Genomic DNA, 16496 nt, shown 5'->3' with positions numbered 1-16496 from the left:
ATCTGCCACCATGCCTTCCCCTCAGCCTTCCTCCGTGCTCCGCAGCCCACGGCTGTGGATCGGCGCTGGCCTGATCGTCGCGGTGGTCTCCACCGTGTTCGCCCTGCTCTACGTCGGCGGCAACGTCGACCCGAAGGGCAACCTGCGCGATCTGCCCATCGCGCTGGTCAACAGCGACAGCGGCGCCGATGTCAAGGGCAAGCACCTCAACCTCGGCGACCAGGTCGTCTCCGGGATCGAGAAGTCCGCCGCGGACGGCGACAGCATCGACTGGCAGGTGCTCAGCCGACAGGAGGCCGACAAGCGGCTGGGGCAGGGCAAGATCTACGGCGCCCTCGTCGTGCCGAAGGACTTCACCGCCACGGTGACGGGGCTCGCCGGCCCGCAGCAGAAGCAGCAGGTCGCCCGGCCGACCCTGACCGTGCTGACCAACCAGGCCGCCGGCAGCATCGGCTCCTCCCTGGCAAGCCAGGCGACCCAGCAGGCCGCCCACGCGGCCTCCGCCCAGATCGGCAAGGACCTCCTCAGCCGGGCCGACCAGCAGGGCGCCCGACTCACCCCGGCCGCCCAGCTGATGCTCGCCGACCCCGTCTCGGTGAAGGTGGCCGTCGGCCACCCGCTCGGCTCGCACAGCGCCATGGGCCTGAGCGCCTTCTACTACGCGCTGGTCCTGGTCGTCTGCGGCATGCTCGGCGCCAACGTGATCCACTCCCAGGTCGACACCGCGCTGGGCTACCTGCACAGCGACTACGGCCCCATCCGGCTGCGCAAGCCCGTCCAGCACACCAGTCGCGCGCGCACGCTGGCCATCAACACCGTCGTCATGCTCGGGCTCTCCGTGCTCATGGGCTCGCTGGTCGAGGCCGCCACGGTCGGCCTCCTCGACATGGACGCCCCCCACCGCGGGCTGCTGTGGCTCTACTCCGTCGCCACCATCGCGGTCGTCGGCGTGGGCGTCCTGGCGCTGCTCGCCGCCTTCGGCACCCCCGGCCTCCTGCTCTCGACCGTCGTCTTCGTCGCCATGGCCGTCCCCTCCTCCGGAGCGACCGTGCCGATCCACGCGATGCCCGACTTCTTCCGCACCCTCGCGGAGTTCGAGCCGCTGCGACAGATCACCGACGGCGCGCGCTCCATCCTCTACTTCGACGCGCAGGCCGACGCCGGCCTCGCCCGCGCCTGGACCGCCATGGGCGTCGCCCTGGTCGCCGCCCTGCTCTTCGGCTTCGGCATCACCCGCCTCTACGACCGCAAGGGCCTGCACCGCATCCCCCGCCCCGCCGACTCCGCAGCCGCGCCGGAGCCCGCGGCGGCCTGAGACCGACCCGTCCGGCGCGCACACGCGAGGAGCCGCCGGAGAGGGCCGGAGACGGGCCTGCCCGTCCCCTTCGTGGGACGGGCAGGCCCGTCGTGGCTTTTCTCAGCGGACCCGGTGAACCCGCTGACTGGTGAGCTCGTAGCGGGCCCCCACGACGTCCAGCACCCCTGCCGTGATCTTCGCGGCGAGATCCGACTCCGAGGCCAGACGCGACCGCACCCGCCGCACGTTCGCCGTGATCGCCGCGTCCACCCGGGCATCGCCCTGGAGGGTGTGGTCGATCACCGGGCGGATCTGATCCGTCAGATACCGCACATGGGCCGGCAGCTCCGAGCCGCCCTCGTCGGCGCGGACGGCCGCGGAGACGGCCCCGCAGGACTGGTGCCCCAGCACCACGACCAGCGGGACCCCCAGCTCCAGAACCCCGTACGCGATGCTCCCGAGGACCGCCTCGTCCAGGACCTCGCCCGCCGACCGCACGGTCAGCAGATCACCCAGCCCCTGGTCGAACACCAGCTCCGGAGGGACGCGGGAGTCGACGCACCCCAGCACCACGGCGAAGGGATGCTGCCCGCCGGCCAGCGACTCCCGCACGGCGCGGCCCTGGTCGGGATGGCGCTCACGGAACGTCCGCCAGCGCCGGTTCCCCGCCGCCAGCGCCCGCAGCGCCGCCTCCGGAGTCCCCGGCCGAGCGCCCACCCCACAGACGTCGACGACCGTCCCGCGGGGGTCGACGGCGATCCCGCAGAGGTCCGCGCCCGTGCCGCCAGGGTCCGGGCCCGTGCCGCCAGGGGCGGCGGCCACCCCGCGGGGGTCGGCGGCCGCGACGACACCGTTGCCGCCGCTCGACGCCGCCGAGGCTCCGCGCCTCGACCCGGTTCCCAGGGCGACCGCGCCACCGACCCCGGCCCGCATCACCTGGCGCCGGCGCAGCCATGCGTCGACCCCGCGGGGACCACCAGCATCACCGCTCATACCGGCACAAGTTAGGCGCGCCCGGCTTCGGGCTCTCCGGATTGCTCCCGCGTTTGGCCCACCCTTGAGCAAGACTTGGACAAACCACGACGTTCGTCGGCGAGTTACCCACCCTCGCGCGAGCCTCTGGCCACAGCGTGCCAACGGGACGCACCTGAGTTCCGCTCCGACATCCGGCTGGTCGACGTCTAAACACCGACCCGGGAGATCCGGCCCCCAACTCCCCCTATCGGGCTAATTATCGGGGTGATGCGGCGGGTGGGCGGCCCCGCTCGTCCACCATCTCCGCGTGAAAACACGGAAGCGCGCCCGACGGGCGGGAGCCCTGGCCGCGGCCTTCGTGGCCCTGTCCTCCGGGACCATAGCCACAGCCGACGATGGGGCCGTGGCCACGACGCGCGGGGCGGGGTGGTGTCTGACCGCCTCCGCCGGCCCCGGCGGGGCCGTGGCCCGGATGCACCGTTGCCCCACCCCCACGCCGACCCCCACGCCGACGCCGAGCCCGACGCCGACACCGAGCCCCACGCCGACACCGACGCCGACCCCCACGCCCAGCCCGTCCCCCACCCCCAAGCCCACCCCCAAACCGACCCCTTCGCCGACGCCGAGCCCACGGCCCACGCCCAGTCCGGTCACCACGCCTCCGCTGCCGCCCCGACCCAGCCCCACGCCGCCGAGGCCCACGCCGGCGCCCGCGCCGCCGATCACCCGGCCCGCGCCGGAGCCGCCGCCCACCCGGGTGGCGCGGCCGGCGCCGCCCCCGAGGACATCGCCGAAGCCCAGGCCGACGCCGTCGCCGAAGCCGACCGTCGCGCGGGTCGAACTGCGCGCCCAGCACCGCCCGTTGACGAAACGGCCGGAGCGCCGCACCTCGCTGGTCACCTTCACCCTGCTGCTCACGGTTCCCGCCGTGCTGGCGGCCGCCATCCTCCGCCCCCGCTCGCGCGCCGGCTCCGGCGGCAGGCGTGGCCGCTGACGACCCCGGGAGGTCAACTGATGTCCGAATGGCTGGTACTGCTGCTGGCGATGGGCGGGGCGTGCCTGGTGGTCGTCGTCATCACGGTCGCCAAGGAGCGCCGGGTGAGCGACGACTACGACCCCAGCGAAACCCCGGACGTGATCGAGTACATGACGATGATGGTAGGCGTGGTCTACGCCATCGTGCTCGGGCTCGCCATCGCCGGGGTGTGGGAGTCGCGCGGCGCGGCGCAGGACGGGGTGCGCACCGAGGCGCAGGCGCTGCACGAGGTGAGTCTGCGGGCGGACGCCTACCCGGCCCATGCCCGGGAGCGGATCCGCCGGGACGTGGCGGCGTATGTGGACCACGTCGTCAACGTGGAGTGGCGGGTGATGCTCGACAAGGGTGAGCTGACCGAACGCGGCGACGAGCTCCTGAACAGGGTGCGCGGGGACGTCCTGGAGCTGCGGGGCGAGGACGTGGAGGCGGCGCAGGCGTACCCGGGGCTGCTGGACCAGGTGGCCGCGGCCGACGACGCGCGGGGCGCACGGCGGGAGAGCGCGGGGCCGACGATGCCGAGCGTGGTGTGGTTCGGGCTGGTGCTGGGAGCGGTGCTGGCCGTCGGGCTCATCTTCACGCTCCAGATCCGCCGTTCACCGCGCGAGCTGATGCTCTCCGGCCTGTTCAGCATGCTCATCGCGTTCCTGCTGTTCCTGGTCTGGGACTTCGACGCCCCCTTCGGCCGGGACGTGGCGGACGCCGTCGGCCCGTTCACCGACCTGTTCCCCGGCGCGCGGGGCGACTAGCCCTGCGCGCCGGGGTTCCGCTCAGGCCGACTCGTCGATCCGGTCCGTGAAGTCGACGGAGGTCAGGTCCTGTCGGCGGCTGATGTTGAGTTTCCGGTAGACCCGGGTCAGATGCTGTTCCACGGTGCTCACGGTGATGAACAGCTTGGCCGCGATCTCGCGGTTGGTGTAGCCGTGTGCCGCGAGCGCGGCCACCCGGCGCTCCGAGTCGCTGATCTTGTCCTGGCCCGGTGTCTGCCCGAACTCCCGGTAGTCCTCCTCGTGGTGCCCGGGGAGGACCGCGTCGCACAGCGGTTGGGCACCGCACTCGCCGGCCATCTGCCAGGCGCGCCGCTTCATCATGCTGGAGCGGGCGACATCGCCGGTGGTCTGGTAGGCGTCGGCCAGGTCGGCCAGGGTGCGGGCGAGTTCATAGCCGTCTCCCACGGGGTGGAGCTCGTCGACGGCCTGGGCCAGCAGCCGGGGCCGCTGCTGTTCGTCGGCGACGGCGGCCTGGGCGCGCCAGGCCATGCCGCGGACGCGTGCGGGGCTCTGCTCGACGGCGGCCAACTGCTCCCGGATGGTGTGTTCGGCGCAGGCGCGGCGCCCCAGGGCGAGCAGCGCCTCGGCGGCGTCGATCCGCCAGGGCAGCAGGGCGGGCCGGTCGACGCCCCACTTCCGGGCGAGCCACCCCATGCTCATGAAGTCGCCCAGCCCGGCGTGGTGGCGGTTGGTGGCCAGGTAGTAGCGCCCTCGGGCGCGCAGGTAGGGCAGCACCTCCAGGCTGTTGAACAGATCGTCCGGGACAGGCTGTTCCAGCAGCACTCCGGCCTCGGCGTAGCGGCCCATGGCGGTGCAGGCCAGGACGCGGCTCACGGTCGGCCCGACGCCGAAGACGCTGCGGTTGCGGACGGGGGCGTGGCCGAGGGCCAGCCGTCCGTACTCCTCCGCCTCGGCGAACCGGCCGCGCATCACGGCCACTTCGGCCAGCACGGCGCAGAGCAGCGCCTGCCAACCGGGAGCGTCCCGGCGGCCGGCCTCCTCGTACAGCCGCCGGCCGCGCGCCGTGGCCCGCTCCGGATGCCCGGCGAGGGACAGCACCTTGAGGTAGTTGGCCACGGTCGGCAGCGTGGTGTCCATGAGCGGGGAGGCGTCGAGGGCGCGTTCCGCCTCGGCCACCGTGCAGCCGTCGACGCCCCGGCCGAGGTGCAGCCACACGGTGCTGGACGCCAGCAGGGCGGGCAGCGCGGCCGGGGCCACCGGGGAGGCGCGGAGGGGGTGGGGGCCGGGGGCGCGCTCCGGTTCGGCGCCCGGCCCCCGCCGCCGGGCGTGCTCCGGTGCGCCCACCGCGCCCACCGGGCCCACCGCGCCCGGTGTCTCCGGGGCGAGGCCCCGGCCCGCCGGCTCGGTCCTGCCGTGCATCAGCAGCAGCCTGCCGAGCAGTTCGGCGGAGGACGCGGAGAGCAGTCCGGCGCGGTCGGCCTCGACGGGGCCGGCCAGGTGCTGTTCGGCGATGAACGGGCTCAGTCGCCAGGTGACGAAGGCGATCCTGATTCTGATCGAGGCGCGCAGCCGCTCGTCGGGACAGCCGGCGGACGCCAACTCCAGGTAGTCGATGGCGGACTTCGCCTCGTCGCGCTCCAGGGCCTCGTCGGCGGCCTCCTGGAGCACCGCGGTGGCCCATGGCTCGTCGGTGTGGCGGGCGGCGAGCAGGTGACGGGCGACCTCCCGCGAGGGGACGGCGGCGGTGTGCAGCAGCCGCGCCGCCCTGCGGTGCAGCTCCATGCGGCGCTGGGGGAGGATGTGCTCCAGCACGGCCGCCTCGGCGACCGGGTGTCGGAAGCGGCCGCCGTCGAGGATGCCCGCCTCGCTGAGCGCCTGGCTGCGCCGGGCCGCCACGGCGGCTCCGGCCCCCAGCAGCCCGCCCAGGAGTTCGGGGGTGCTGTACGCGCCGAGCACGGCGGCGCCGGCGGCGAGTTCGGCGGTCCGCGCCCCGCTGCGGTGCAGGCAGGCGAGGACGGCCTGGGCGAACGGGCCGCCGACGCTCAGTCGAAGGGCGCCGTCCGCGCTCTGCGCCGCGCCGTCGGACCGCCCGCTCAGCCGGTGCTCCTCCAACAGGGCGCGGAGCAGCAGCGGGTTGCCGCCGCTGGCCGCCCACAGCTCCTGGTGGAGGGTCGACTCGGCGGGCTCGGTGATCTCGGCGGCCAGCATCCGGTCCACGCCGTGGCGGCTCAGCCGCCCCAGCCGCACTCGCTGGAAGTTCGCCTGCCGCAACAGTTCCGTATGGAAGACCGGGTCGCTGGAATCGCGGTCGAGGGATTCCGCGAAGACCAGCGACATTCCCGCGGACCGAAGCTCCCTACCGATTGCGAGAAGATACTCCAAGGACACTTTGTCGGCCTTTTCGACATCGTCGACAAAAGCCACCACATGGCGACCGCACGCCGCCTCGACAAGGGCCGAACAGATGTCTCCCACCGCGTCGAGCCGTACCCCTCCCGGGGGATTCGAAGGCAATTCGAGCGAAGCTCGTGAAGTAATCAACTCATCCAGAACCCAACGTATCCTCATTCTGGCGGAATCGGTCAGCGCGGGACCGGCGAGCAGCCGCCGCAACAGCCCGGTCCGCTGCTGCGCCCCAACGGCGCAGCCCGCGGAGGCCAGGACGAGACAGCCCGCGTCCGCGACCCGCTCCGCGACGACATCCAGCAACCGACTCTTACCGCATCCGACCGCCCCCTCCACGAGCACCACCCGAGGAGCATTCGAGTACCTCCCGGAAAGCACATCCTGCAGGAACCCCAATTCACATTCCCGCTCGATAAGCAATATCCCCTCCCCCGCACCGACCGGGTACCGGCGAACCGATGCGCCAGCCCGAATTTCCTATACCGGCGTGCGCCTCGACACCCGCCAGTGTAAGCATGCACCTAACCGATTAGGCCAAACATGACCTCGATCACGCGACGAAATGGCCGAAACCATTCGACCGAATCGATCGAACAGATGACGGCCCACGACGAACAGCGGCGGCTGTTGTGCGCGATATCGCGCACAACAGCCGCCGCTGGGGGGGATCACGACCGGCGGGCGGGTGCCCTCCGGCTACTCCTCGATCGCGATCACCATGTTGGGACAGTTGCGGACCGCGCTTCGGACCGCGTCGTGGTGCTCGGCCGACGGCAGCTCCGTTAACAGCACGACCACACCGTCGTGTTCGTTCTGGTCGAAGACCTCAGGCGCGCTGAACGCGCACATCCCCGAGGCCACGCACCGATCGGCGTCGACCTTCACCTTCATCGTCAATGCCCTTTCTCTTTCGGCAGGATGGCCTCCCACGCTACGGGCACGGCCGCGGGTCCGGCCACGGGGGTGCCGGTCTTGAACGGGACCTCTGCCAGCGGCACGGCGAGCCGCAGCGAGGGCACGCGCCGCAGGATCGTCTCCAGTGCCACTGTCAACTCCACCCGCGCGGTCTGCTGGCCGAAACACTGATGTGCCCCGTATCCGAAGCCCAGGTGTCCGGTGGTCTTCCGGGCGATGTCGAGCCGGTCGGGGTCGGGGAAGATCCCGGGGTCGCGGTCGGCCGCCTGGATCGCCAGGATCACATAGTCGCCCTTGGCGATGGGCTGACCGCCGAGCACGGTGTCCCGGGTCGCCTCGCGGAAGATCCCCGCCGCGCCGCCGAAGAAGCGCACGATCTCCTCCACCCCGCCCGGGATCAGCTCCGGGTCGGCGCTCATCCGCGCCAGCTCCTCCGGGTGGGCGAGCAGGGCGAGCATGCCGTGCGAGAGCGCGGTGGCGGTGGTGTCGAAGCCGGCGACCAGCATCACCGCGCTCATCGACACCAGTTCCATGTCGCTGAACGACTCGTCCGCCGCCGCGCTGCGGGCGATCATTCGGCTGACCCCGTCGTCCCGCGGGTTCTTCCGACGCTCCCGTACCAGCTCGTAGAGGTAGCCGTGCAGCGGCTTGATCGCCTCGGCCAGTTGCAGGGCGTCGGTGAGCCCGCTGAACACCACCGCCGCCGCGTCGTGGAACAGCGCCCGGTCGGCGTAGGGCACCCCGACCACCGTGCCGATCGCGGCGGTCGTGACCGGCACCGCGAAGTCGTGGTAGAAGTCGGCGGTCGTGCCGGCCGCCGCCATGGCGTCCAGCCGCTCGTCCACGATCCGCTGCACCTTCGGCCGCAGCTGGTCCAGCCGCTTGGGGGTGCCGAGCTCGGGGCCGATGTGCCGGCGGAAGCGCTGGTACTCCGGCCCGTCCATCCGGGTGAACTCCCCCGGCGCCACCGGGCGGTCGGGGTCGGCGTGCGCCATGAAGTGCACGACCTGCCCGGGGCGGCTGCTGAAGCGCTCCGAGTCGCCCAGCGCCTCCCGGACGTCGGCGTACCGGCTGACCAGCCAGGCCGTGACGCCGGTGGGGCACTTCACCCGGGTCACCGGGGCCTCCGCCCGCAGCCGGGCGTACTCCGGTGACGGCCCGAAGGGGCACTCGCTCGGTCGCGGCATGGGCAGGTCCAGCAGGTCCTGCCCGACGGACCGGTCCGTGGTTGCGTCCATGGTCCCTCCTAGGCCCGCTCGCGCAGCGCGCGGCGGAGGATCTTCCCGCCCGCGTTGCGCGGCAGTCGGTCGACGAACTCGTAGGCGGTGGGCGTCTTGTAGTCGGCGAGGTGTCCCTTGAGGAAGAGCACCAGCTCCCGGGCGGTGGGCCGCAGGCCGGGGCGGGGCACGATGTACGCGTGCACCGCCTCGCCGCGCACCTGGTGCTCCACGCCGACCACGGCGGCCTCGGCGACCGCGGGGTGCCGGCTCAGCGCCGCCTCGACCTCGGCCGGGTAGACGTTCTCCCCTCCGACCAGGATGACGTCCTTGATGCGGTCGCGGATGTAGACGTAGCCGTCCTCGTCGACATGGCCGGCGTCCCCGGTGTGCAGCCAGCCGTCGACGACGGCGCGCTCGGTCTCGCGGGGCCGGTTCCAGTAGCCGTCCATCACGGCCGGGGTGTCGATGCGCAGTTCGCCGACCCGACCGGGCGGCAGCGGGCTCCCGTCGGAGCCGACGGCCTGCACCGCCACCCCCGGATAGGGGCGCCCGGCGGCCCGCAGCCGGGGGTTGCCGGGGACGTGGTCGGCCGGGGGCAGACAGACCGCGGAGGCACAGGTCTCGGTGAGCCCGTATATCTGCGCGAACTCGCAGCCCATCACCTCCAGGCACTCCTTCAACAGCGGCTCGGGGATGGGCGAGCCGCCGTAGACCACCTTGCGCAGCCCGGTGAAGTCGGCCGGGGTGGTGGCCGGTTCGGCGAGCAGGATCTGGAGCATGGAGGGGACCATCAGGGTGGTGGTGACGCCGCCGTCGCGGATCAGCCCCATGATCTGTTTCGCGTCGAAGCTGCGCGTCAGCACATTGGTGGCCCCGGCCCGGAAGCCCTGGAGGAACCACCAGGGCCCGCCGATGTGGTGGCCGGGCAGCACGCTCAGGCTCCGGTCGTCCTCGCGCCAGTCCAGCCAGTCCAGCCGGTGCCGGGCCAGCAGGTCGTTGACGGCCCAGAAACTGGCCTGGCTGAGCATCACGCCCTTGGGCGCCCCGGTGGTACCGCTGGTGTAGATCTGGGCCAGCGGACGGCCGGGGCTGGCGGCGGTGCCCGGGTCGGTGTCGGGCTGCTCCGCCTTCCAGGTGAGGAAGCCCCTGCCGTGCGTCTCGGTGGGCTCCAGCGGGATCACGGTGCGCAGCCCGCCCAGCCGGGCTCGGAGGCCCGCCACAGCGGGGAGGTGCTCCTCCTCGGTGAACAGCAGCTCGGCCCCGGAGTCACCCAGGACGTGCTCGATCTCGCCGGCGGTGAGTCGCGGGTCGACCGGCACCAGCACGGCGCCGGTCTTGGCGCACGCCAGCAGCAGGTCGTAGTAGTGCTCGGAGTCCTTGCCGAGGTAGGCGATCCGGGCGCTGCGGGCGACACCCTCGGCGAGCAGGGCGTGCGCGGTGCGGTTGCTGCGCAGTTGGAGCTCCCGGAAGGTGACCGTGACGCCCTCGCACTCGATGGCGATGCGGTCCGGCCGGGCCTCCGCGTGGTGGGCCGCGGTGGCGGCGATCGTGGGCAGCCGGGGCACGGCGGCGCTCCCGCCGCTCATCATCGGGCTCCTTCGGTCGCGGCGGTGGTGAGCAGGGTGTCGATGAACTCGGCGAGCTGGGCGACCGAGGGGTGGTCGAAGACGCTGGAGGCCGAGAGCGGGATGCGGAAGATCAGCTCCAGCGCGTTCTTCAGCTCGACGGCGGCCAGCGAGTCCAGGCCGACCTCGAAGAAGCGGGCGTCCGGCGGCACGTCGTCGGGCCCGTCGAAGTGCAGCAGATGGGCGATGACCTGGCGCACCACCAGGGTGACGGCCTCCTGTCGCTCCGCCCGGGGCCGCTCCAGCAGCGCGTCCAGGTCGACGTCGATGGCGGCGGGTCCGGAGACCCTGCCGACCTGGTGGTAGAGGGCGTTGGTCTGCGGGCGCGAGGCGGCGACCTGGTCCCAGTCGGCCTCGGCGATGGTCACCTGGGCCGGCGGGGCGTCGAAGAGCCGGAACAGGGCCCGGACGCCGGCGGTGGGCTTGAAGAAGCTGAATCCCTGGTGCTCGATGTTGGCGATGTGCTGCTCGTCCATGCCGGCGGCCAGGCCGATCTCGCCCCAGGCGCCCCAGTTGACGCTGGTGCCGGGGAGCCCGGCCGCGTGGCGGCGCACCAGCAGGGTGTCCAGGAAGGCGTTGCCGGCCGCGTAGTTGGCCTGGCCGCGCGAGCCCAGCACCGAGGTGACGGACGAGTAGCCGATGAAGAACCGCAGCTCGGGGTGGGTGAGCGCGGCCTGGTGCAGTAGCCAGCTGCCGTAGACCTTGGCTCCGAAGACGGTGTCGATGCTCTCCCAGGTCTGCGCGGCCACCGGCGCGTCGGCGAGCACACCGGCCGCGTGGACGATGCCGCCCAGCGGCCGTGGGCGGGCGCGCAGCTCCTCGTTGATCCGGGCGACGTCCGCGGGGTCGGCGACATCGCCGGCCAGGGCCAGCACCTCGGTGGACGGGCCGAGCCGGGCGCGGAGGGCGGCGAGTTCCTCGGCGGGCGGGGTGCGCCGGCCCAGCAGGGCGAGGTGACGGGCGCCGAGTCCGGCGAGGCGCTCGGCGACCGGCCGGCCCAGCGAGCCGAAACCGCCGGTGATCAGGTAGGTGTGGTCCGGGCTGATCTCGATCGGGGCCGCGGCGGGCGGGCGCTCCGCGCCGAAGCCGATCACGACCTTGCCGATGTTGGCGCCTCGGCTGAGCACCCCGAACGCCTCGTCGACCTCGTCCAGGGTGTACACGGTGACGGGCGGCGGGGTCAGCTCGCCGGTGGACACCAGCTCCACCACGGAGGCCAGGGTGGTCTCGGCCAGCCGCCGGGTCTGTTCCACGGAGACGTCGCTGAAGTCGAGGTAGTCGATGTCCGCGCGGTGCCGGGAGACCTCGTCCGGGGTCAGCAGGCCGACCTTGCCGAGCTCCACGAAGCGGCCGCCGTGGGCCACCGCGCGCAGGCATGCCTGGGCGAAGTCCTTGTTCAGCCCGCCGAGGACGATGTCCACGCCGTTGCCGTCGGTGGCGTCCAGCACCTGGTCGACGAAGTCGAGGGAGTGGGAGTCCAGCACCTGGCGCACGCCCTGTGAGCGCAGCAGCGGCCACTTGTCCGGGTGGGCGGTGGCGAAGACCTCGGCCCCGGCCCGCTGGGCGAGCTGGACCGCGGCCTGGCCGACGCCGCCGGCCGCCGAGTGGATCAGCACCCGCTCCCCGGGCCGGACGCGGGCCAGCTCGTGCAGCGCGTGGTGGGCGATGAGGAAGGCGGTGGGCAGCGCCGCGGCCTCGGCGAAGCTCAGGTGGGCGGGCTTGCCGACCGCCTGCGCCGACTCCACGGTCACCTCTCCGCGCAGCGAGCCGAGGTGCGCGACGACGACCTCGTCGCCCACCTGGAAGGCGGCGTCGGGGCCGGCCGCGGTGACCACGCCCGCGCACTCCTGGCCCAGCGGCAGCTCCAGCGGCCCGGTGCCGGCCTCCTCGGCGAACTGCCGGTGCAGACCCAGGACGTTGAAGACGTCCTTGAAGTTCAGGCCCGCGGCACGCACCCGGACCCGGACCCGGCTTCCCACGGGGTCGGGCTGCTCCTGGAGCGGCACCGGAACCACGCCGCTGACCTGGCCGTACTCCTTGACGACCAGCTCGACGTCGGTGCGTGGGCCGCCCGTCTCGGCGTAGACCCGGCGCACATGGCGCAGCCCGGCGCGGTAGGCCACCTGATAGTCGGTGGAGTCCTTGGCGGCCCACTCCTCCAGCAGCGCGGGGTAGCCGGAGCCGTCCTCGCCCGCGGCGGGCAGGTCGACCAGGGTGACCCGGTAGGTGGGGTACTCGGTCCACATCACATGGCCGAAGCCCCACAGGGTGGCGGAGGCCGGTGGCGCGTGTCCGGCCTCGGCCCCGGGCCGGTCGCCGGGCACCCACTGGCCGCCCTCGGTGATCAGCCACAGCCGCTGGTCGCGGCCGAAGCCGATCTCCTCCAGGGCGTCCCGCAGCTCCAGCAGGTCGCGGTAGTTGCGCTCGCACTCCTCGCGCAGCTCCTCGCCGGGGCGGGCGGGCTGCCAGAACCAGCAGACGTCCGTGGGCCGGTCCCGGAGCTGTTCCACGGCCTCGGCGGTGGTGTCGACGACGGCCAGGGTGACGTCCCGCGCGGCGGCCGGCCCGGTGAGCGCGGCGAGGCCCTCCTGTCCGGCGCCGATCAGCAGCGCCCGGCGCGGTTCGGGATCGGTGGTGCGCAGCGAGCGCTTGACCCATCGCACCTCGGAGTACATCCGGTCACGGTCCGGGGCGGCGCCGGCCACCTGGCGCAGCGCCAGGCCCTCCAGGACGAAGACGGTGCGGTCGCCGTCGAGGATCAGCAGGTCGGCGGTGGGCGCGGACGGCTCGTCAGGGCCGCCGGCGGTGTCGGCGTCCGCCTCGGGCACATGGAGCCGCAGGATGCTGCGGAGCTGTTCGCCGCGCGGCTTCTTCAGCAGCCGGCAGCGGGTGAAGCCGACCGGCATGGCGACGACCTCACTGTCGCCGGCGAGCGCGGCCAGCGTCTGGAAGGCACAGTCGAGGATGGCCGGCGGCAGGTGCTCGGCCGTGAGCGACGCGGGGCCGCGCAGCTCGCCGACGGCCAGGTCGGTGCCGTACGCCTCGGCCCGGCGCAGTCCCTGGAAGGTCGGGCCGTAGTCGACGCCGAGCTCGGAGAAGTCCGCGTACAGGTCGTCGGCCTGATGTTGGCGGCCGGGTTCGGCGCGCTGCCGGGTCAGTCCGCGCAGGATCTGGTCGGTCTCGGCGAGTTCCGGGGCGGGTCCGGTGCCGAGGGTGGCGGTGACATGGGTGCGCTCCAGGGCCTCGTCGTCGGGCTCCTCGCCGGGCACCAGGCTGACGATCTCCACCTCGGCGGTGCCGTCGGGCCGGGTCCGCAGCCGGGTGCGCAGCTCGACGGTGGTGTCCTCGGGGAGGAACAGCGCCTCGTGGATCCGGGCGTCGGTGACCGGCAGCCCGGTCTCGCCGTGCACGGCGTCCTGGAGGGCCAGCAGCATCTCGATGTAGCCGGCGCCGGGGAAGACGACCTTGCCCATCACCTTGTGGTCGGCGAGGTAGCCGGGCCGGTCGGCGGCGACGCGGGCGGCGAACTCGCGCACCCCGGCGGCGCGCTGGGCGTCGGTGGAGACCTCGCCGCCGAGCAGCGGGTGGCCGTCGGAGCCGCCGCGGGCGGCCGGGAGGGCGCCGGAGGGGGCCGGGAGCCAGTGCCGGCGGCGGTCGAAGGCGTAGGTGGGCAGGGTGATCCGGCGGTGGGTGCGGCCGCGGTGGTGTTCGGGCCAGTCGACGGGGGCGCCGGCGGTGTAGAGCTGGGCGAGGGTCTGCCGGGTGACGGTGGCGTCGGTGTCCTCCGGGTGGAGGCTGTTGAGCCACTGGTGGTCGGCCGCGTCCTCCAGACACTGTTTGCCCATGCCGATGAGTTCGGTGGCGGGGCCGGTCTCCAGGAAGACGTGTCGGCCGCGCTCGGCGATGGCCCGCATGCCGTCGGCGAACCTCACGGCGCCGCGCAGATGGCGGGCCCAGTAGTCGGGGGTGGCCAGCTCGGCCGGCTCGGCGATCTTCCCGGTCAGGTTGGAGACGAGGGTGAACTCGGGCTCGTGGAAGGTGAGTCCGGCGACCACCTCGCGGAGCGCCTCGGCGCCCTCGGCCATCAGCGGCGAGTGGGAGGCGCAGGAGACGGCGAGCCGCTTGGTCTTGATGTCCCGGGCGGCGAGGGCCTCCTCGACCTGGGTGAGCGACTCCTTGCCGCCGGAGAGCACGATCTGCCGGGTGCCGTTGACGGCGGCCACGGACAGGTCCTCGTAGCGCTCCAGATAGGGGGCGACCTCGGAGACGGCGGCCTCGACGGCGGCCATCGCGCCGGGCGGCGAGGCGTCCATGAAGCGGGCGCGGGCGTCCATCAGGACGACGGCGTCCTCCAGGGTGAACAGCCCGGCGACGGTGGCCGCGACGATCTCGCCGATGCTGTGCCCGGCGAGCACGGAGGGCCGCACGCCCCAGGACAGCCACAGCTTCGCCACCGCGTACTCCAGCGCGAACAGGGCGGGCTGCATATAGCGGATCTGGTGGATGAGCTCGGCGTCGTCCGCGTCGCCGAGGATCATGTCCCGGATGGAGCGGCCCAGGTGCGGGGTGAAGAGCCGGTCACAGGCGTCCAGGTGCTCGCGGAACACCTCGAACCGCTCGTACAGCGGCCGGCCCATGCCCACGTACTGGGTGCCGCCGCCGGAGAAGAGGAAGGCCACCTTGGCCGGTCCGGCGGCGGGCGCGCCCTGCGCGGCCCGGGTCAGCCCGCGGTCCAGCAGTCGGGCGAGGTCGTCGTGGTCCCGGACCACTCCGGCCAGCCGCAGCGGGAAGTGGGCCCGCGCGGTGTTGGCGGTGTAGCACAGGTCGCCGACGTCGGTGTCGGGCTCGTCCCGCAGCAGCCGCTGGTAGCGCTGGATCTGTCCGCGCAGCGCGGGCGCGGTCTTGGCGGAGAGCGTGAAGAGGTGGGCGCCGTCGTCGTCTGGTCGCCGCGACTCCTCCGCGGGTCGCGGGTCCGGCTCCGGGGCCTGCTCCAGGACGACCGAGGCGATGACGCCGGTGAGGCCGAAGGAGTTGACCATGGCCCGTCGGGTCTCGGCCTTCCAGGGCTGCAGGGTGGTGGGCACGGTGACCGGTGCCGTGTCCCAGGCGATGCGGCTGGAGGGGGTGGTGAAGTTCAGGTGCGGGTAGATGGCGGCGTCCCGCAGTTGGAGGGCGGTCTTGACGAGACCGCCGATGCCGGCCGCGGACTCCATGTGGCCGACGTTGGTCTTCAGCGAGGCGACGGTCACCGGGTCGCGGGGGGTGTGCGACTCGCCGAAGACGGCGCTGATGGCGCCGATCTCGATGGGGTCGCCCAGCGGGGTGCCGGTGCCGTGGGCCTCGACGTACGAGATGTCGTGCGGCCGCAGCCCCGCGGACTCCAGGGCGACCCGGAGCAGCCCCTCCTGGGCGGTGCCGTTGGGCACCATCAGGGAGCTGCTCTCGCCGTCCTGGCCGATGGCCGAGCCGCGGATCAGGGCGTAGACGCGGTCGCCGGCGCGCTGGGCGTCGGAGAGCCGCTTGAGGATCAGGGCCGCGCCGCCCTCGCTGCGGCAGTAGCCGTTGGCGGACTCGTCGAAGGTCTTGCACTGCCCGTCGGGGGCGAGCATGTTCGACTGGCTGGCCATGATGTAGGGGCGCGGGCTGAGGATGGCGTTGACCCCGCCGCACAGCGCGATGTCGGTCTCGCCGTTGCGCAGGCCCTGGGCGGCCAGGTGCACCGCGACCAGCGAGGCCGAGCAGGCGGTGTCCACGGTCACGCAGGGGCCGCGCCAGCCGAGGAAGTACGAGAGCCGGCCGGCGACCGCGCTCAGGGTGGCGCCGGTGGGCATGTAGCTGTTGAGTTCCAGGTTGGAGTAGCCGGCCATCTCGCCGGCGTAGTCGAAGTTGCTGACGGCCATGTACACGCCGCCGCGCCCGTGGCGCAGGGGCGTCGGGTCTATGCCCGCGTCCTCCAGCGCCTCCCAGCCGACTTCGAGCGCCAGCCGCTGCTGCGGGTCGACGAAGTCGGCCTCCTTCGGCGAGATGTTGTAGAACTTCGCGTCGAAGTGGTCGGGCTTGTCGATGAACCCGCCCTGCGCGCACCGGATGGTGCCCTTGGACTCGGGGTCGTCGGACTCCAGTCCGGGGTCCCAGCGGTCCGTGGGCAAGGGCCGCACACCGGACTGTCCGGTGCGCAGGAACTCGGCGAACTCCTCGGGGGTGTTGTTGCCGCCGGGGAGGCGCAGACCGATACCGACGATGGCGATGGGCTCGTCGATGGAAGAGGGCATGGCTCCTGCTCTGGGTCGGCTG

Annotated in this window: 9 protein-coding genes and 1 pseudogene; 3 read left to right on the top strand and 7 right to left on the bottom strand. The window is 73.1% G+C overall.

Features of this window, described 5'->3' with window-relative positions; genetic code table 11:
- The first annotated feature begins 34 nt into the window (after window positions 1-34).
- Window positions 35-1315: a YhgE/Pip family protein gene (locus CD790_RS27110; RefSeq protein WP_313956541.1), complete on the top strand. Its 1281-nt coding sequence runs from the start codon at window positions 35-37 to the stop codon at window positions 1313-1315.
- A 102-nt stretch (window positions 1316-1417) separates the two neighbouring features.
- Here the strand turns inward: CD790_RS27110 and CD790_RS27105 are convergent, their stop codons facing one another.
- Window positions 1418-2290: a carbonic anhydrase gene (locus tag CD790_RS27105; RefSeq protein WP_260867905.1), complete on the bottom strand. Its 873-nt coding sequence runs from the start codon at window positions 2288-2290 to the stop codon at window positions 1418-1420.
- Window positions 2291-3134: 844 nt separating this feature from the next.
- Between CD790_RS27105 and CD790_RS36230 the strand changes: the two genes are divergently transcribed.
- Both CD790_RS36230 and CD790_RS27095 read left to right on the top strand, forming a co-directional pair.
- Window positions 3135-3266: a hypothetical protein gene (locus tag CD790_RS36230; RefSeq protein WP_260867904.1), complete on the top strand. Its 132-nt coding sequence runs from the start codon at window positions 3135-3137 to the stop codon at window positions 3264-3266.
- Window positions 3267-3286: 20 nt separating this feature from the next.
- The gene (locus CD790_RS27095; protein ID WP_144385976.1) at window positions 3287-4054 is read left to right on the top strand and encodes a DUF4239 domain-containing protein; all 768 of its coding nucleotides are present in this window, start codon (window positions 3287-3289) and stop codon (window positions 4052-4054) included.
- Between the two features lie 21 nt (window positions 4055-4075).
- Here CD790_RS27095 and CD790_RS27090 read toward each other — a convergent pair whose 3' ends face one another.
- The 6 genes and pseudogenes from CD790_RS27090 to CD790_RS27065 all read right to left on the bottom strand — a co-directional run bounded on the left by CD790_RS27090 (window position 4076) and on the right by CD790_RS27065 (window position 16474).
- On the bottom strand, window positions 4076-6373 hold the full coding sequence (locus CD790_RS27090; protein WP_144385975.1) for a helix-turn-helix transcriptional regulator: 2298 nt from the start codon (window positions 6371-6373) through the stop codon (window positions 4076-4078).
- 12 nt (window positions 6374-6385) lie between these two features.
- Window positions 6386-6862 (bottom strand): annotated as a pseudogene (locus CD790_RS37010) (ATP-binding protein); the annotation flags it as partial.
- A 276-nt stretch (window positions 6863-7138) separates the two neighbouring features.
- The gene (locus CD790_RS27080) at window positions 7139-7333 is read right to left on the bottom strand and encodes a ferredoxin (protein ID WP_144386118.1); all 195 of its coding nucleotides are present in this window, start codon (window positions 7331-7333) and stop codon (window positions 7139-7141) included.
- A gap of 2 nt (window positions 7334-7335) precedes the next feature.
- The gene (locus CD790_RS27075; protein WP_144385974.1) at window positions 7336-8595 is read right to left on the bottom strand and encodes a cytochrome P450; all 1260 of its coding nucleotides are present in this window, start codon (window positions 8593-8595) and stop codon (window positions 7336-7338) included.
- An 8-nt stretch (window positions 8596-8603) separates the two neighbouring features.
- A complete protein-coding gene (locus tag CD790_RS27070; RefSeq protein ID WP_144385973.1) occupies window positions 8604-10163 on the bottom strand; it encodes a long-chain-fatty-acid--CoA ligase in 1560 nt (519 codons plus the stop codon).
- Complete coding sequence (locus CD790_RS27065; protein WP_144385972.1) at window positions 10163-16474, bottom strand: type I polyketide synthase; 6312 nt, start codon at window positions 16472-16474, stop codon at window positions 10163-10165. The genes CD790_RS27070 and CD790_RS27065 overlap by 1 nt, the downstream gene beginning before the upstream one ends.
- Window positions 16475-16496: the final 22 nt, after the last annotated feature.

The sequence above is a fragment of the Streptomyces sp. SAJ15 genome, assembly GCF_007595705.1.
Classification (GTDB): Bacteria; Actinomycetota; Actinomycetes; order Streptomycetales; family Streptomycetaceae; genus Streptomyces.
The sequence above is the reverse complement of the archived record's forward strand: the minus strand, read 5'-3'. Positions and strand labels throughout refer to the sequence as shown.